Below are 18889 nucleotides of genomic sequence, written 5' to 3'. Positions count from 1 at the left end.
GCAGGTCTAATTACCTCTTCCCCAATCAGCAATAATTAAATGCGCCGTTTGAGAAGAATGCCAATAGGAACCATGCAGGATTTAATCCTGATCTGTGATTACCTGATCCAGTGTTACCCAAAAAATAGGCGATCGGCAAATCTTAAACTGTGGATGTCTACTCCGACAAATCCCCTGTAGGGGCGGGTTTAGCCGTTCACTTTGGATACTGTCGATAACCTGTAGGTCAAAACCCGCCCTCTAATCCGTTCGTTGGTCAATCAATATAATCTTATTCATAACGTTTATAGGCAGGGCGGGTTTTGTATTCCAGTTAGTATGAACTATCAAAGTTAATCCCTAAACCCGCCCCTACACATTAACGTAATCAATTTTGCAGGTCTAATTACCTCTTCCCCAATCAGCAATCAAAAAGCAGCCTGTCTAACTAGACAAACTGCTTCAGTCATGAACTATAAGAGATGGGTGAGGACTACATCATGCCCATGCCGCCCATGCCACCCATACCCATGCCGCCCATGCCGCCCATGCCGCCCATGCCGCCCATACCGCCCATGTCAGGCGCAGCGGGTTGCGGCTCAGGTTTCTCGACAACTAGGGCTTCGGTGGTTAGAACCATCCCGGCAATAGAACCTGCATTCTGAAGGGCTGAACGCACAACTTTAGCCGGATCGAGAATACCAGCAGCAATCAAGTCTTCTAGCTTGCCTGTCGCGGCATTATAGCCCGTATTGCCTTGGCTTTCTCGGACTTTCTCGACAATCACCGCACCTTCAACCCCAGCATTATCTGCCATCTGACGCAGGGGGGCTTCTAAGGTTTTGGCAACAATATCTGCACCGATTTGCTCTTCAGCACCTAGGCTAGCTTTGACGCCATCAACCTTGGAAATTAAGCGAATCAACGTGGTTGAACCGCCAGGAACAATCCCTTCATCGATCGCGGCTTTGGTGGCATTCAGGGCGTCTTCAATCCGCAGTTTGCGGTCTTTGAGTTCTGTTTCTGTGGCAGCACCGACTTTAATTACTGCCACACCACCTGCAAGTTTAGCAATCCGCTCTTGCAGTTTCTCTTTGTCGTACTCAGAATCGGTTTCGTTAAGCTGTTTGCGGATTTGGGCAATGCGCTTGTCCACTTCTGGCTTGGTTTCACCACTGGCGACAATGGTGGTGGAGTCTTTATCAATGGTGATTTTCCGCGCCGTTCCCAGCATCTCCACAGAAGCGGTATCCAAGCTGAGACCAATTTCTTCGGAAATGAGCTGACCCCCAGTCAGAACCGCAATATCTTGCAGCATCTGCTTGCGGCGATCGCCAAATCCCGGTGCTTTGACGGCGGCGACGTTGAGAACGCCTCGTGCTTTGTTTACCACCAGGGTAGCTAAGGCTTCCCCTTCCACATCTTCGGCGATAATCAGTAGGGGTTTGCTGGCACGGGCAACTTTTTCCAGGACGGGAACTAATTCTTGGATGTTATTAATTTTTTTATCAGTAATCAGGATATAGGAATCTTCAAATTCCACCATCATCCGTTCCTGATCACTGACAAAGTAGGGGGAGAGGTAACCCCGGTCAATTTGCATCCCTTCCACGACTTCCAGTTCGGTGGAAAGCGATTTTGACTCTTCTACGGTAATTACGCCATCCTTGGTTACTTTGTCCATCGCCTGGGCAATCATTTGCCCGACTTCCTCGTCGTTCCCGGCGGAGACAGTGGCGACTTGGGCGATCGCCTCGCCAACGACGGGTTGAGCCATGGACTCAATTTCTTTAACCAGATGATTAACGGTTTTCTCAATTCCTCGACGTACAGCCACTGGATTAGCACCAGCTGCAACGTTTTTGAGTCCTTCCCGAATCATCTCCTGTGCCAGGACGGTAGCGGTTGTGGTACCGTCTCCAGCAATTTCTTTGGTCTTGGAGGCGACTTCTCGAATCAGTCGCGCCCCCGTATTTTCTAAGGGATCTTCAATTTCAATGTCTTGGGCGACGGTGATACCATCATTAACAATCTGGGGAGCGCCAAAGGATTTCTCTAGCAGTACATTCCGCCCTTTGGGTCCAAGGGTAATCCGGACTGCATCTGCCAGAGCATTGACTCCCCGTTCTAGGGATCGCCGTGATTCTTCGTTAAACGAAACGATTTTTGCCATAGGGTTCCCAATACTTGCTCGTTACTCCATTAGCAAATTTAGCACTCTTGTTACGTGAGTGCTAATTCGGGAGGGGTTCGGTTATTACGGTAGAAGGCAGGAAGCTGGGGAAGCATGTAGAGACGCGCCATGGCGCGTCTGGGAGCTGGGGAATTGAAACCTATTCACAGAGGCGATATAGAGCGAGCAATGTCTACGGCTTGTTTCAGCAACCTCGTAGCTTCTCCAGGCTGACCGACTTCAGCATATTGGCGAGCGATCGCGGCTAATGCCTTAACCCGACGAATGTTACCGATTACGTCCCCGTCCATCTTTTCCACCACTTCCAGAGCGCGATCAAACTGCCTTGACTCCGAATATTGGCGAGCGATCGCCAATAACAGTTTGTTGCGATACAGGAGACTTCTATCTTGTGCCGATTCCAGTTCCTGATTTATTGAGTGAGTTGCCTGTCTCGTCCAATTAATCGACTGAATTGTTTGCATTGCCCAGTCTAATTCCTCGGCTTCAATAGCCTGTTGAATGATGTTGTAAAGGATGCTAGCTTTATTTTCAAATTCCAGAGCCTCGATCATTAGAACCGTCTCAATTGCCTGCTGATATTGCCCTTGGGATGCAGAATGACGTGCAATCGAATGTAATACAGTATTAATGTGTGGACTTTCGATCATTCGAGCCGTCTCCATCGCCTGCTGATATTGCCCTTGGGATGCATGATTCTGCGCGATTGTACCTAATGCAGAAGCTCGATCCCATCCCGATAGCTCATTTGCCAATTGAATTGCTCGCTCTGTTTGTCCGGCTTGAACATAGGCTTCTAAAATTGGTCTCCAATCAGCGATACTTAGGCTAGAAGACTCAGCCGAGTCTCCACGCATAAAGTCTGTAACTATTTGTAGCTCTGACAGCGCTTGGTTGAGAAGCTGGTTAGCTTCTGTCTCCTCCTGCAACTGTGCATATATATTGGCAACTGCGATGATTGTAGGAATTCGCTCAACAGGATCAGCAATCCCTTGTGCCGCTAAAACTGTTTGTTCAAGAGCCTTAAACGTCTGTACAGGAACTTCAGGCATTTGTTCGGTTAGTTCTACTCCTTCACAGATTTGGAGAATTTGACTGAGCTGTTGTTGATCTAAAGCGTCTATAATTTGCCTTATTGATGACAAGGTATCTGCTTCTTCTGGAACAAAACAGCGATGCAGTTTTTTTTGTTTCTTTTGTGCTTGCTCTTGAGGAGAGGGCGCTTGAGGAGAAGGATTAATTTTGTCATCCTGACCCGTTCGGCGATAATGTTCGGTTAACTCGCTTAGTATTTCAACTAAGCCTGGACCGGTGTAGCTTAATGATAGGATTTCCAATATCTCTTCAAGAGAACTTTCCCCAAAACTCCTAGCGATTCTCAAGGCGATGTCATTCCTACCTGCTTGGAGATGACCGACAACTGCTCCAGCTATCCAAGTCTCTGGATCATTCCAGCCTGATGAAGATGGTTCGATACCACACCCGCCATTTTTAGTCACTTCCAGAATCGCTCGAGCCTGAGCAAATAATGCTGAACTTTCAGTTTCTTGTCCGGCAAAGGCATAATGACCTGCAACATCGGCTAAAAATTCCAGCTTTTGGCAGGGAGCTGTAATCCTTTGATTAAGTGCCAAAGCTTCCTCTAAAAGTTGGATAGCTTGTTCCGGTTGTCCAATGGTTGTGTAGTCTCCCGCCAGAGAAGTCAACATTATGACTTCGCCTTGAACCAACTCGGTATCTTTTGCAGGTGCAGCAGCAACTGGATTAGCGATGGTCAGGAATAGCGCCGTCAGTATCAGTTTGAGTTTCATTGATGTAAAAATATATTAAGGAACAGGCAACAGGGGAAAGGGATATAGAGTTTTTAAGTACAACAAGAAAAGACCTTCTAAGTTTACAACTCATTTGGAAACGCTATATTAAGGTTAAGGTTAATTTAACAATAGACAGGTTTCGGGGTTAAGAAAACGGTGCAGGACGTTCATCGCAAATTGAATCATTCAATAAGTAGTTGGACAAAAGTAAAGTTAAAGGTGGGGAGGGCGGGTTTTGTTGTTCCTTTATTGGTGAATAGCTGAATTTAGTCCCTAAACCCGCCCCTACAATTGTCCCTAAACCCGCCCCTACAATTGTCCCTAAACCCGCCCCTATAATTGTCCCTAAACCCGCCCCTACAATTGTCCCTAAACCCGCCCCTACGATTGTCCCTAAACCCGCCCCTACAATTGTCCCTAAACCCGCCCCTATAATTGAGTTATAACCTATTCCTTCAACCATTGTAAAAGGTCAGATTCGCTGATCTGATTAATCCCTAATTCTTGGGCTTTTTCTAACTTCGATCCGGCATCTTCACCAACTAACACATAATCCGTTTTAGAACTTACTGAACTGGTCACTTTACCGCCAGCGTTTTGAATTAATTTTTTGGCTTCATCTCGCTTCAGTGTGGGTAAGGTTCCGGTAATCACAAAGGTTTTTCCCTGCAACGGTTGAGATTTTGCCTCCGCAGATGCTTCCTTGGGTTCACCCGCCAGTTGCAAATTTGCTTCTCGCAGTCGATTGATTAAAGTCTGATTACTGGGAACTCGAAACCAATCATACACCGATTGGGCAATTTCTGATCCAATTCCATAGACGCTTTCAATATCAGTAACACGGGCTGCTGCTAATTGCTCTACACTAGGAAACTGTTGTGCTAAAATTTGAGCATTTACAGTACCCACATAGCGAATTCCTAAACCATAGAGAACTCGTGACCAGGGTTGGGTTTTGGATTGTTCTATTTGGTTGATTAATTTCTGGGCGGATTTTTCCCCCATGCGTTCTAAATCGGTTAATTGATCTAAAGTAAGTTGATAAAGGTCCGCAACGGAATGAACTAAACCGGAATCGACTAGCTGATTCACCAGCTTTTCTCCTAACCCGTTGATATCCAATGCACCACGACTTGCCCAATGGTTGAGTGAACCTTTGACAATTGCGGGACAAGAGGCATTAATACAGCGCGTTACCGCCTCCCCTGGGGGACGCACAACGGGTTGATGGCACACCGGACAATCAGTAGGCATTTGTACGGGTTTAGCCTCCGATGGACGCAATTCTGGAAGTACGCGCACGACTTCGGGGATAATTTCCCCAGCTTTGCGAACAATCACGGTATCGCCGAGATGCAGATCTAATTCCTCGATGCGATCGCGGTTATGTAACGTCGCCCGTGAAACCGTTGTCCCGGCTAGCTGTACGGGTTTGAGTTCGGCGACTGGGGTTAATGCACCCGTTCGTCCCACCTGAACTGTAACCTTTTGCAGCAGTGTGGGGGATTCTTCCGCCGGATACTTGAGTGCGATCGCCCATCGGGGAAATTTTTGGGTAAAGCCTAACTGATCTTGTAGCGAAAACGAGTTCAGCTTCACTACCACCCCATCCGTCATGTAGGGTAAATCACGTCGTTGACTATCCCAATATTTATAATACTCCTCCACCTCTGCTAGAGACGCGCAACGTTCCCGATGCGGATTCACCCGGAATCCTAAATCCCGCAGGAATTCCAACGCTTCCCATTGAGACTTGAGGGTTGGTACGGTTTCCTGTTCCTCTGATCCGGGAAGATGTAACGTATAGGCAAAGAAATCCAACTGTCTGCGATCGACGATTTTCGGATCTAATTGGCGCAACGTACCCGCCGCTGCATTCCGAGGATTGGCAAATAATGCTTCCCCAGCGGCTTCTCGTTCCCGATTAATCCCTTCAAACACATCCAAGGGTAAAAACGCCTCGCCTCGCACTTCTACAATTGGCGGCGGTGTTTCCGTACTTAACCGTAAAGGAATCGAACGAATCGTGCGAATATTCTGGGTAATATCTTCCCCCGTGACACCATCGCCCCGTGTAACTCCCCGCACCAATATACCGTCTTTGTACGTGAGTGCGATCGCGGAACCATCGATCTTCAGTTCACAGACATACTCAACATCCTTGACATCCGGCGCATAACGTTGCCATCGTTCTTGCCACTTCGCCAACTCCTCTAAATTAAACGCATTCTCTAAACTATAAAGGGGGATATTATGGCGAACCGAGGAAAATTCTGATGCAGGTTTCTCGCCCACGCGCTGAGTCGGACTATCCGGCGTGACTAACTCAGGATACTGGGTTTCTAAGTCTTGTAATTCCCGATAGAGTTGGTCATAGACCGCATCCTCCATAATGGGATTATCGCGGACATAGTAAGCATAACTCGCTTGTTGCAATAGGTTTCGCAGTTCTTGAACCCGCTGTTTAACATTCGTCATTTGTCCTTCGTCATTTGTCATTTGTCCTTCATCCTTTGTCCTTCTATAAAATCTTTTTCCCAATACTTACACTCCCTCTGCGAACCTCTGCGCGAACCTCTGCGTCCCTCTGCGTTGAAAAGCTACATAAACTTGGACGTTTACCTGCACTGAACAACATCCAAAACTCATCCATTCATTTAACTTATTTACAATAAAACTAAACGATTATACTTAGTAAACAAGCGACTTGTCTAATCATCAAACAAAATACCGGATCTCTCAATGTGGAAATCATCCATCGAATCACTCAACCAGGGTCGGATACAGAAGATTTGTCTTCTGTCCAATAGTAACCCAATTCTCTACTCCGACATCATCCAACTATGGCAGGATAACCCAGCTTTTCGGACATTCTTCATCTCCCTACTCGCTGATACTCCATTTTCCGCCTTTTTCTGGGAAACTCCACCTATCACCGACGCGACAGTAAACCAGGTATTCGAGTTTGTTCTCGTCAATAGTCCATCCCTGGCAAATGTACAAGCTGATCCCAGTGATTTTGCCCGCCATTTTTCCGCCGCAGGTGAGAACGAGTCAATTGTGACATTCCCAAATCTGGGAAAGGATGCGTTGCTAGTTGTGCCTTGTCCCCAAGCCTCTATGTCTCCATACTGCCATTTGGCGGCTTTTATGCGTGAAGCACCCGAACATCAGCAGCACGCCTTGTGGCAAAATGTGGGGTCAGCGTTAGAACAACGACTGAATCCGCGTCCTACCTGGGTAAGCACTTCAGGTTTAGGGGTGTATTGGTTGCATATTCGGCTCGATTCACGCCCGAAGTATTACACATACCAGCCATACAAAGTTATTTAAACTTGATAACCCTTGCCCGCCCGACTCCTCTGATTAAGCCGAACAATTGTGTCACACTATTCAAATATAAGTGCTAGACCAACCCTGAAATTGAGTAGATTCTCTATTACCTGTGATTAAGACATGACTCAAACCAAAATTGATTTACCCCCTGCCTTTCCTGACCATACTCAACTACCCGAATCTGATGGCACCTTTGTGAAAAATTTCCAAGAACATCCTCAAAGTATTATTTTGACCGATTCCATTGGTCCAGTTTTGCAGCAACTTCATCCTGATGGTGACTACGCCATTGGACAAGACTGCGGTATCTACTGGCGCGAAACCGAACCCCCAGAAAAAGGTGCAGAAGCTCCCGATTGGTTCTATGTTCCCAATGTTCCCCCATTACTGAATGGTGAAATTCGCCGTTCTTATGTTCTCTGGCGGGAATTGATGGCACCAATGATTGCCTTAGAATTTGCCAGTGGCAATGGAGACGAGGAACGAGATGCTACACCCTTATCGGTTTGGGCTGAAGGAGAAACCACTAAACCCGGTAAATTCTGGGTGTATGAACGGATTATTCGCATTCCCTACTATGGCATTTGTGAAGTCAAAAATAGCAAACTGGAGGTTTATAATTGGCTGAATTTTTATTATCAAAAACTCCAACCGAATGAACGGGGTCACTATCCGATTACGCCCTTAGGAGTAGAACTGGGACTTTGGCACGGGACTTATCAAAATCAAACTCAATATTGGCTGCGTTGGTGGGATAGTGAAGGCAATCTTTTGTTAATTGGTGAAGAACGCGCCCAATTAGAACGTCAACGCGCTGAACAAGAACGTCAACGTGCTGAACAAGAACGCCAACGTGCTGAACAAGAACACCAACGCGCCGAACAAGCCGAGCAAAAAGCGGCAAGATTGGCGGAACGATTAAGAGCCATGGGCATTGACCCGGATTCGGGACAGATAGAGTAGTGGCGTGGCACACCTTATTTGATGAATTAACCATTAGCCGCGAAACCGTAGGGGCGCAAAGACTTGCGCCCGATTCAATGGTAAAATCTAATCCGCCATTTTAGCTGTGTCAAGCCAGTACAGCGTTTTGGTGGGGGCGCTTCCGGTTGTAGAATAATAGGGGAAATTTTCCGCCCAACAGGTTGAGTCTTTAGAAAATACAGGAGGAATGAACCGCAGATGCAGGAACACCAGGGTCATCCGAGCATCCACTCTCAAGACTGGTCATGGTCGCTTTGGTTTCCTGTACCCCTGTATCCTTATGGCAAACGACGCACTATCCGGGTGGAAGTCGTCAAGGATAGGATTTGGACATTTGACCAGATTCAGGGGATTCTCTATGTGGTTGTACCTATTCGGATGACGGTGATTAAGCTGGATGCTGGAGGGCTGTTGATTTATGCGCCTGTTGCGCCAACGCCGGAATGCATCCGGCTGGTTCAGGAATTGGTGGCAGAGCATGGTGAGGTAAACTATATCATTCTACCCACGGTGTCGGGGATTGAGCATAAAGTGTTTGTCGGTCCCTTTGCCCGCAAGTTTCCCAACGCCCAGGTGTTTGTTGCGCCGCACCAGTGGAGTTATCCGGTGAATTTGCCCCTGAGTTGGCTGGGGTTTCCCAGGAAACGGACTCATGTTTTACCCGCCGATAGTCGCCAAACGCCTTTTGCTGATGAATTTGATTATGCTGTATTGGGTCCAGTGAATTTGGGGTTGGGACCCTTTGCCGAAGTGGGATTTTGGCACAAGCGATCGCGCACGCTTCTGGTGACGGATACTATCGTTAGTGTACCCGAAAATCCGCCTGCGATCGCCCAACTTGATCCCTATCCGTTATTATTCCATGCTAGAGATCATGCCTTGGATATCGTTATCGATAATAAGATGACTCGGCGCAAGGGATGGCAACGCATCTGTCTGTTTGCATTTTTCTTCCGCCCCAGCGCCTTGGACACAATACCCTTTACGCAGGCGTTACGGGAGGCGCGAAAGGCACCGGATTGGTCAAAGCAAGCCTATTTCGGTTTATTTCCCTTCAAATGGAAACCCCATTGGTGGAAATCCTTTGACGCCTTGCGGGGGAATGGGCGTCCCTTTGTCGCGCCAATTCTGCAAACTTTGATTCTGAATCGCGCCCCGAAAGAAACGTTGAACTGGGTGGATAAGGTAGCCAGTTGGGAGTTGGAACGGATTATTCCCTGTCATTTGGAGGGTTCAATTGCGGCAAATCAGGAACAGTTTCGCCAAGCGTTTGGGTTCCTGGAACCGGATTTAAAGGGTAGTGAAAATGGCGGGAGTTTAGGCAATTATCCGTTGCCCGATAAGGATTTTGAACTGTTACGGCAAATTGAAGAAACCCTAAAGCGGCGGGGTATTTTACCGCCAGTGTAATTCCTCTAGAACTATGAACGAAATCGACCAGCTAAAGAAGAGTTCAGAGGGTCTACTCTGGATAAGCGAAGCCAATTACCCATTTGAGGTTTTCACCTGGGACAATACAGACATTCTCACCTCAGCGCTGGTGTTAGAACGTGCTGGCTATCCACCAGATACACCTATCGAAGTCCAGACCCTTGATCAGTTTTTCGCCCCAGCTACTACAGAGGAGGATTGGCACAATGAAGCGGAAAAGGCACAGGTAAAGCGATATCAAGCCTTGAAACAAACGCTCTCAGATTGTCTCACCGATATTCAGGTTTACCGTTTAGGGAGTACCACAATCGATATCTACATCGTAGGTAAAACACCAGAGGGGACAGTGGCAGGTCTTTCAACTAAGGTAGTAGAGACGTAAGTTTACCCGTTATCGAGTCGGCTCTCAATCTCATTCTGGATCGAATTAGGGACATTTGATAGGAAATTATAGCCTGTTGCTGCTTCCACCACGTCAACAGATACCTGATAGTCTCGCCAGTCCATTCCAGCAACTTGCTCCGAATTGGGTATCATCACCGCAATCAGCCGAGTGTTGCTCGTTATTCCCCGAACGCCCTGACCTGGACGATCTAGCACCGCAATCACTTTCCAGGTTTGCTGTGGCACTGTTATCTTACCCTGTAGTGTAGCCTTTGAGCCTACACCCCCGGCAATGATGTAGAGTTCTTTACCTTGATTGACCAACTCTCGTGAATACTCTTCCAGTTCCCGCCATACCTCCCGATTATTTTGTGGAGCTTGAGGAATGATGTTCGTCATTAGGAATGTAGCACTGTTATCGTCTGGAGTACGAGTGCGATCGCCAGAAGGTATCAAGTGTCCCCGATCATAGCTGCTGCCTATGTAGTCAGTCGGTCGCACCTGATACCATCCGGATGGTAGCGCGGTATCAGGACGAAAGTCGTTGCTTCGCTCAACATTGCCTAACCAGCTCTGATTTAACTGCCAGCTTACCCAATTGGGAATCCCTTGGCTGTTGTTATAAGATAGCGCATACTGTGGCTTTTCCATCAGGTAGTTTTTAGGATTATTCGGGTTGGAAGTCGCATTACTCGGATTACCAAGAGTAAGGTGAACGTTAGAGGTTGTCTCCTGCAATAGCAGAGCCATGAACCAACCTATTAAAAATATGGCAATTAAAAAGACTCCCATTCTAATTACTCTGTAACTCCGCCCTCCGATTAATTGGCGATTAAATATAAAGGGCAGATGATTAAATATAAGATTAGACCCAGATCTTGTTGGCGCGTTTGATTGATTTGTAGATTGGTCAACCGACGTTGACACCGTATTGTTCGGAGCTGATGTTTGTCTGTCGTTTCTAAATCGAGAACGGTTAGCCGCAAAAAACTTTCGCCTTGCTTTTTGAAACAAAAACGTCAACAGCTCGTCTTTGCCCAAGTCTATTCTGTCTCCCAAATGAAGCTGGTAGGGTGTGAATGGCGTCAGGCGGGAGTGATTGAGAAACGTTCCATTCGCGCTTCCCAAGTCTTCAATAAAGTAAGCATTTCCCTGAATCTTAATTTCAGCATGAGAGAAGGAAGCAATCTCAGAGTTGGGCAGATTGGAAATATCAATATCAGGTGACCAATTAAAATTGGGTTTTCCGATACGAATTATCGTCAAATTCTCTGGTATCTGAATTAGAGTCGAGGTCTGGAGGTGAAACAGTCTGACTGGTATTGAGCTATTGCTTTGCATTGTTTATATCACCATTTATGCAAGGTAGAATTCATTTTTTTACAACAAGGTTTTGCCAACCTAAAAAAACGCATGTAGGGGCGTCATCCTTGCGCCCTCACCCCTATATATTAATTTCAAGGGTACATAATTTCAGACTGGTGGGCAATACCAACCCTACGATATTTCAATTTTTTCTATATTATCATTATCCTTAGTATCATGCCTCATATTCTACCCAGCTATTCGGGGTTTCTGAGACAGCAACTTTGAGTTGTACGCCTTCGGGAATGCGTTTTTTGGTTTCGTCATAAATGTATTGGGCGATCATTTCGGCGGTGGTTTCGTAATTATCCGGTAATATTTGATTCAAAATTCCGTGATCTAACCCGCCTTTGGTGACATCTTTTTTTGCCCAGCGCAAGCTTTTGAAATCAGCCACCATAACCGGATGGGGACAGTGTTCTGAGGCGTGCAGGGTTGAAGATGTGGCTTCTAATCGTACTGTATAGGTATGTCCATGCATCCGACCACAAGGTCCATCGTAGTCTTTGATGTAATGGGCGCTATCAAATGTAAATTCGGTTACCAGTTTCCATTTAGACATATTTGGTTAAGTAGGTGGACACAATTAACGTGAACGGTTGAGATTAGGGAACAGGGAACAGGGAACAGGGAACAGCGGGTGTAGGGTGCGTTAGCGTAGCGTAACGCACCATTTCAAATGATATGAAACCCGCCCCTACCTTTTGCCAAACTATTCTATCCGTCAACACTGATTTGATATAATAACATGGGTTCGTCAATTCCTCTTAAGAGGCGATGTTCACTATCGGTGACGTGTAATTGTAGGTGATTTTTGACCGCTTCATACACTATCCAGGAAATACAAATTCCACCGGGTTTTGCCTGAGATTGTAAACGGGCGGCAATATTGACGCCATCTCCTTGTACATCGGTGCCATTGAAAAAAACATCGGCTAAGTGAATGCCAATTCGATGTTGTAATACCGCCTCATTTGGTAATCCTCTAGCGGCGAGGGAGAGGGTTTTTTGAATGGTTTGGGAACAATCAACGGCTTTGACGGCGGAGACAAAGTACATCAGTAATCCATCGCCCATGGATTTGAGAACTTCTCCTTCAAATTGGTGGCATAATTTGGTCATTAGTTTGAGGTCGCGATGGATGGCGGCTAGGGTGGGTTGCTGGTTTTCATGCTGTTTTTGAGTAGAGTCTTTGATATCGGTAAAGACAATAGCGGCTAAGACATTATCACCGAGAGAATGGGGAATAATTCGGCATTGGTATTTTTTGGCGTCTTGGCTTTGAGGTTTTTCTGGATGCAGGCGATCGCAGAAATACTGGCGGTATAAATCATTACGAATACTCACCTGATTTCCTACCAGATAGACTAATCCCATACTATTAAGTTTAAACGCGATCGCGCCTTTTAGCTGCACCGGGCGATCGGCTTCCAGGATTTGGGTGAGGGCGTCGGCTAAGTCGGGATGTTTCTCTAAATTCCAGCGATGTAAGCGCAAATGATCCGCATAGATTCCGGTTTCAGTGGGGGCGTCTTCTAGGAGTTGGTTTAAGGTAATATCCTGACGGGCAATTTTATACAAGGCTAATCGGATTAAATGGGGATGTCCTCCCACCATTGCCATTAGTTCTTTGACATCATTCCAGGTGAAGTCTAATCCATAGCGCAAGGCTAAATCTTGCACCTGATGGGCGTCAAATTCGGATAATTCAATCGGTAATCCGACATTAAAGGGGGATTGGTCGTTACTTAGGGGAATATAAACTTCTGTGCCATGGACAATAATCAGGCGAAAGTTTTTCCAAATTTCATGTTGTTTTGCCTTTTCATGCCAAGCCCGGAGTAAACCGAAAAAGTCATCGGCGACCTGTTCGTGCGGGAAAATTCGGTCTACGGCGTCGAGTCCTAAAATCAGGGGAGTTTTCAGGGTGGGTAATAAATATTTTTCAAAATAATTGGTACAGTTTTTTTTACTGCCCAAAAACTTACTCCAACGGTTTTCTAACTGAATCGGCAGGTGTAAGTCATCGGTAACAGTAGCACAAAACCATTGCAGGAATTGATTTAAATCCGCAAAGACGTCCCGTTCCGCTAACTCAAAGTTTAAGGCGACAGACTGACATCCTTGTCGTTCGGCGTGATAGAGTAATCGTACCATTAGGGAGGTTTTGCCCATTTGTCGTGGCGCTTTGATCCGAATCAAACTTCCCGGCTTACTTATTTCTTCATAGGCGCGAGATTCATCGGCTGGACGTTCGACATAGCAGGGTGAAGCTAAATCCAGTTGTCCTCCAGGTAGTTCCCAGATGGGAGAGGGGAAGGTGGTTGTACTGACTGGGGGAGGCGGTGGGGGAGTCAGAGTCTCGGAGTTCTCGGTATCTGCGTCTGGCAATCCTGCGAGGATTAAACGTAACGTTTTAATCGTCACTCGTTTTCCGGTGACTTCAGACAACTGTTTCCATAACTTCGGCGCTAAATCTCGCTGGACAGTATTTTGGCTATAGCCCATAACCTGAATGGTTTTGAGTTTCTTACCCGCTAAGGCTTGACTCAGGATAGTCTTTTGGGCGTCGTTTAGTACGTTTCCTGTCTTCTGGGCAATCCAATACTCGGCTAATTCGACCAGTCTTATGACCTCTGCATCTGCCATCTGGCATTCCAATTCATACCTCTGATGACCACGCTAGCATAAAACTGAATTTTCTGAATTTTCTGAATAATCCGAAGGTTCCCTTCAGTGAAAGTTCTGAAATTCCTGAATAAAATCGCTGAATAAGAAAGCGAATCAATTTATGCTTATTTTTTTATCATTAAAGCATAAACTGTGGCGTCACTGTCTTACAAGTGTAATATTAAACATACAGTGAAAACCGGAGGAGCGAGGGCAGAGGGCAGACGGTAATCAATCAAGACTGTGATTCTACAGTTATACTCGATACAAAATAGAGACGAATGCGAGAGTCATGCTGGATTGGTTCGCGGCTTGGGGTGTCTATTCCGTTACTGGCTTTGTGTTTCGGGATGTGTTAGCGCCTCTGGCGAAGGGAACGCTGGAAGATTACACGAAAGATTTTCTTAAGGATTGTATTCGGGATTTTTCCGGGCGTTTTGAGAACGATACCCTGAATACGGTTGTCGGGAAAGCGTTGAAAGAGTTTCTGGTGTTGGTACAGCAGGAGTTGGAAGATGCTGAGGTATCGGAGGTGGAGGTGGAGGAGTATTCTCCGGCGTTAACCAAGTTTATTCACAATTCCTCAGTGAAGGGGATTCTGGGGAGTGGGTTTCAGGATGAGTGTTCGAGTTTGGATACGCAGGGGTTGGGGAATCTATGGTATCAGCTTAACCTGCGATCGCTCCCAGAAGAGTTTGATTGGGAACAGGTGGGGAAGCGGTATCTCAGAAAAGTCAAGGCGTTAATCCGGGAATCGCCTGAATTGCGGGAGATTTTGGATTCGCAGAAGTTGGAGGCGATCGCACGTTATACTCAGGAGTCTGGGGGGATTATACCTGAGTTCGATTTGCGCCGCTATCAGGAGGGGTTACGGGAAGCGTATGGCAATCTGCGCTTAGATAGTTTGGATACCACAGGCTGTGCTTATAATGCGCTGAAGTTATGGCGAATATTCATAGCACAAAACGTGCGAAAAGTCCATGAAGTTTTGCCGCAAGTGTATGAATTGCCCAAGGAATATCAGCGGCGATTGCGGGAAACGGATCAATTAGATTCAGAGTTTCAGTTCGGGGAATTAGACCGCTATCAACGGGTGTATTCAGACGCGCCGATACAGTCGGTTTTGGATGTGATTAATGATCAACGAAATTATCCCTATTTGGTGATTTTAGGTGATCCGGGTTCGGGGAAGTCTACGTTATTACAATATCTGGCATTAATTTATGCCCAGTCGCCGCTACAGAATGCGATTTCCCTAGCGATTCCGGTATTAATTGAATTACGCACCTATATGCGGAATCGGGATTTAGGACAATGCCAAAATTTCTTAGAGTTTTTGCATCAAAGTAGTGGGGCGATTTGTCATCTGAATCAGCATCAACTCCAGGAACAGTTAAAGGCGGGGAATGTGTTGATGCTGTTTGATGGGTTGGATGAGGTATTTGATCCGGGAAAACGGGAGGATGTGATTACTGATATTCATCGCTTCACCAATGAGTATCCCGATGTGCAGGTAATTGTCACCTCTCGCGTGATTGGGTATAAGCCGCAGCGATTACGGGATGCGGAGTTTGACCATTTCCTGTTGCAAGAGTTGGATGAGAAACAGATTCAGGATTTTATCTATCGTTGGCATGAATTAACCTTTACTGATGAAGTGGATAAGGGTTGGAAGCGGGAACGATTACAACGGGCAATTGATACGTCAAAAGCAATTCAGGAATTAGCCGGAAATCCGCTATTGCTGACGATGATGGCAATTTTAAATCGGAATCAGGAGTTACCCAGAGATAGACCGGAATTGTATCATCAAGCGTCGCGAGTTTTACTGCATCAATGGGATGTGGAACGGGCGTTAATTGAGGATTCCCGCCTTGATCCGAAAACGATTGATTATAAAGATAAACAGGCAATGTTGCGCCGGGTGGCGTCTTTTATGCAAGCCACGGATCAGGGATTGGCGGGGAATTTGATTCGGGCGGAGGATTTAGAACGGATTTTAACCGAGTATTTGAGAACTATCGACGTGAATCAGGCGCGGTTAGTGGCGCGGGTACTGATTCGTCAATTACGGGAACGTAATTTTATTCTCTGTTATTTGGGGGCGGATTATTATGGGTTTGTGCATCGGACGTTTTTGGAATATTTCTGTGCGTGGGAGTTTATTTGGCAGTTTAAGGAGACGCAGCGATTATCACTGGAGGGGTTGAAAACGGAGGTTTTCGGCAAGCATTGGCGGGATGAGTCTTGGCATGAGGTTTTGCGGTTGATTGTGGGGATGATGGAGGAGTCAAGGTTTGCGGGGGAGATTATTGAGTATCTGATGAATCAGGAGGGGGAAGATGAGAAGTTTATGAATGTGTTTCTGGCGGCGCAGTGTTTGGAGGAGGTAAAGAATCGGCAGGGGATAGTAGCGGTGGATAATCAATTGCTTGAGCGATTGAAAGGATTAACAGAGTATGGTTATATGATCCTTATGCCTTACTCTAATAGAGTTGTTGAGTTTCTCGACCTAGTTAAAGGAATTCGTACTCAAGCAATTACTGCAATTGCCACAACTTGGAAAGAAGACCCAGATACTTTACCCCTGCTCAAACAACGAATTCAATCTGATGATAATAGCGATGTCCGAGGTGCGGCGATACAGGAATTAGCCAGAGGATGGAAACAAGACCCTGATACTTTACCCCTACTCAAACAACGGCTTCAATCTGATGATGATGGGTATGTCCGAGGCGTGGCGATAGAGGAATTAGCGAAAGGATGGAAAAAAGACCCAGATACTTTACCCCTGCTCAAACAACTGATTCAATCTGATGATAATGGGTATGTCCGACGTGTGGCGATAGAGGAATTAGCGAAAGGATGGAAAGATGACCCAGATACTTTATCCTTGCTCAAACAACTAATTCAATCTGATGCTCATGAGAATGTTCGAGGTGTGGCGATACAGGAATTAGCTAAAGGATGGAAAGATGAGCCGGATACTTTACCCCTGCTCAAACATCTGATTCAATCTGATGATAATGGGAATGTCCGACGTGCGGCGATACAGGAGTTAGCCAAAGGATGGAAAGAAGACCCAGATACTTTACCCCTGCTCAAACAACTGATTCAATCTGATGATAATTGGGATATCCGACGTGCAGCCGTGTTGGAATTAGCCAGAGGATGGAAAGATGACCCAGATACTTTACCCCTGCTCAAACAACTGATTCAATCTGATGCTCATGAGAATGTGCGACGTGCGGCGATACATAAATTAGCTAAAGGATGGAAAAATGACCCAGATACTTTACCCCTGCTCAAACAACTGATTCAATCTCATGCTCATGAGAATGTGCGACGTGCGGCGATAGAGGAATTAGCGAAAGGATGGAAACAAGACTCAAATACCTTACCCCTGCTCAAACAATTGATTCAATCTAATGATGATGGGTATGTGCGATGTGTGGCGATACAGGAATTAGCTAAAGGATGGAAACAAGACCCAAATACCTTACCCCTACTCACACAATGGATTCAATCTGATGATGATGGGTATGTCCGAGGTGCAGCCGTGTTGGAATTAATCAGAGGATGGAAAAATGACCCAGATACTTTACCCCTGTTCAAACAACTGATTCAATCTGATGATGATAAGTATGTGCGACGTGCAGCCGTGTTGGAATTAGGGAGAGGATGGAAACAAGACCCGGATACTTTACCCTTGCTCAAACAACGAATTCAATCTGATGATGATGGGTTTGTCCGATATACGGCGATACAGGAATTAGCCAGAGGATGGAAAGATGACCCAGATACTTTACCCCTACTCAAACAACGACTTCAATCTGATGATGATTGGTTTGTCCGACGTGCAGCGATACAGGAATTAGTCCAAAGATGGAAAGATGAGCCATGGTTATTTGAGCTATTGTACAATTGCGCCATGAATGACCCCTTTCAACGTGAGGAAGACTGGGAAGACAACCCTCGAAAAATTGCACTCGATAACATCATCAAGCGATATCCTGACCATCCCAAAACGCTAACATTATTGCGCGATAGGGCAGAAAATGATGCCGATGAGAAGGTGCGGGAGTTCGCCCAGAAGACATTAAAGCAGTTCACACAAAATCATTAAACGGGTGCGTCGCTAAAGCGACGACTACAAACAGGTTTCTCTCCTATCTTGCACCTGTTCTATTAACCCGTCTTGGGTTTAAACACAGGGCGACCCGATAAAGTTGAGAGGACAGGTGTTGTTTATTTATGCAGCGGGTCGCCCCTACAGTAGGTTATATTATTTCGGGTAAAATAGTCTTAATAAAAATGATTGAAACCTTTATTTTTATAGCCTTGTGATTCTAGGCAAGCATCAGAACCTGATATGATTTGATTTGTCATCAATGATTTGTAGGGGCGGGTTTAGGGATTAAATTGAAGGCGTCACCAATGAATGCACAACTTGCACCCGCCCTCCCCACCGATAAATGAACAACGAAACCTGTCCTGATTCAGGAGAAGACATCAATCATTTGTAGGGGCGGGTTTAGGGACTACATTGAAGGTGTCACCAATCAAGGAACAACAAAACCCGCCCTCCCTACCGATAAATGAACAACGAAACCTGTCCGGGTTTACATAAGACAACCCAATTTGGTAAAGGGCGACCCGATAAAATTGAGAGGACAGGTGTTGTTGATTGATGCAGCGGGTCGCCCCTACAGTAGGTTATATTATTTCGGGT

Annotated in this window: 12 protein-coding genes and 1 pseudogene; 5 read left to right on the top strand and 8 right to left on the bottom strand. The window is 46.1% G+C overall.

What is annotated here, in order from left to right:
• Positions 1-472: 472 nt before the first annotated feature.
• The 4 genes from groL to ligA form a co-directional block, all read right to left on the bottom strand.
• Positions 473-2152, bottom strand: a complete 1680-nt coding sequence (groL, locus tag RIE73_RS15800) for a chaperonin GroEL (protein ID WP_446402078.1) — start codon at positions 2150-2152, stop codon at positions 473-475.
• A 164-nt stretch (positions 2153-2316) separates the two neighbouring features.
• Positions 2317-3984 (bottom strand): tetratricopeptide repeat protein, encoded by a 1668-nt coding sequence (locus tag RIE73_RS15795; protein WP_446402077.1) that lies wholly within the window; start codon positions 3982-3984, stop codon positions 2317-2319.
• Between the two features lie 148 nt (positions 3985-4132).
• Positions 4133-4450: a hypothetical protein gene (locus RIE73_RS15790; RefSeq protein ID WP_446402076.1), complete on the bottom strand. Its 318-nt coding sequence runs from the start codon at positions 4448-4450 to the stop codon at positions 4133-4135.
• Complete coding sequence (gene ligA / locus RIE73_RS15785; RefSeq protein WP_446402075.1) at positions 4435-6486, bottom strand: NAD-dependent DNA ligase LigA; 2052 nt, start codon at positions 6484-6486, stop codon at positions 4435-4437. The genes RIE73_RS15790 and ligA overlap by 16 nt, the downstream gene beginning before the upstream one ends.
• 243 nt (positions 6487-6729) lie before the next feature.
• On the opposite strand from ligA, the gene RIE73_RS15780 reads away from it, so the two are divergent.
• From RIE73_RS15780 to RIE73_RS15765, 4 genes are all read left to right on the top strand, one after another.
• A complete protein-coding gene (locus RIE73_RS15780; RefSeq protein WP_446402074.1) occupies positions 6730-7320 on the top strand; it encodes a DUF6940 family protein in 591 nt (196 codons plus the stop codon).
• A gap of 123 nt (positions 7321-7443) precedes the next feature.
• Positions 7444-8286 (top strand): Uma2 family endonuclease, encoded by an 843-nt coding sequence (locus RIE73_RS15775; RefSeq protein WP_446402073.1) that lies wholly within the window; start codon positions 7444-7446, stop codon positions 8284-8286.
• A gap of 219 nt (positions 8287-8505) precedes the next feature.
• Positions 8506-9717, top strand: coding sequence for a DUF4336 domain-containing protein (locus RIE73_RS15770; RefSeq protein WP_446402072.1), 1212 nt, complete (start codon positions 8506-8508; stop codon positions 9715-9717).
• A 13-nt stretch (positions 9718-9730) separates the two neighbouring features.
• Positions 9731-10120 carry a nuclease A inhibitor family protein gene (locus RIE73_RS15765; RefSeq protein ID WP_446402071.1) on the top strand — a complete coding sequence of 130 codons (390 nt, stop codon included), beginning with the start codon at positions 9731-9733 and terminating at the stop codon, positions 10118-10120.
• 2 nt (positions 10121-10122) lie between these two features.
• Here the strand turns inward: RIE73_RS15765 and RIE73_RS15760 are convergent, their stop codons facing one another.
• The 4 genes and pseudogenes from RIE73_RS15760 to RIE73_RS15745 form a co-directional block, all read right to left on the bottom strand.
• Positions 10123-10914, bottom strand: coding sequence for a DNA/RNA non-specific endonuclease (locus RIE73_RS15760; protein ID WP_446402079.1), 792 nt, complete (start codon positions 10912-10914; stop codon positions 10123-10125).
• Between the two features lie 303 nt (positions 10915-11217).
• Positions 11218-11463: pseudogene (locus RIE73_RS15755) on the bottom strand (FHA domain-containing protein); the annotation flags it as partial.
• Between the two features lie 199 nt (positions 11464-11662).
• Positions 11663-12049, bottom strand: coding sequence for a 6-pyruvoyl trahydropterin synthase family protein (locus RIE73_RS15750; protein WP_446402070.1), 387 nt, complete (start codon positions 12047-12049; stop codon positions 11663-11665).
• A gap of 155 nt (positions 12050-12204) precedes the next feature.
• Positions 12205-14136: an AAA-like domain-containing protein gene (locus RIE73_RS15745; RefSeq protein WP_446402069.1), complete on the bottom strand. Its 1932-nt coding sequence runs from the start codon at positions 14134-14136 to the stop codon at positions 12205-12207.
• Positions 14137-14449: 313 nt separating this feature from the next.
• Between RIE73_RS15745 and RIE73_RS15740 the strand changes: the two genes are divergently transcribed.
• Positions 14450-18283, top strand: coding sequence for a HEAT repeat domain-containing protein (locus RIE73_RS15740; RefSeq protein ID WP_446402068.1), 3834 nt, complete (start codon positions 14450-14452; stop codon positions 18281-18283).
• Positions 18284-18889: the final 606 nt, after the last annotated feature.

Origin of the sequence: Coleofasciculus sp. C1-SOL-03, assembly GCF_040220555.1 — a bacterium.
In the GTDB taxonomy this organism is placed as follows: domain Bacteria; phylum Cyanobacteriota; class Cyanobacteriia; order Cyanobacteriales; family Coleofasciculaceae; genus Coleofasciculus.
The sequence above is the reverse complement of the archived record's forward strand: the minus strand, read 5'-3'. Positions and strand labels throughout refer to the sequence as shown.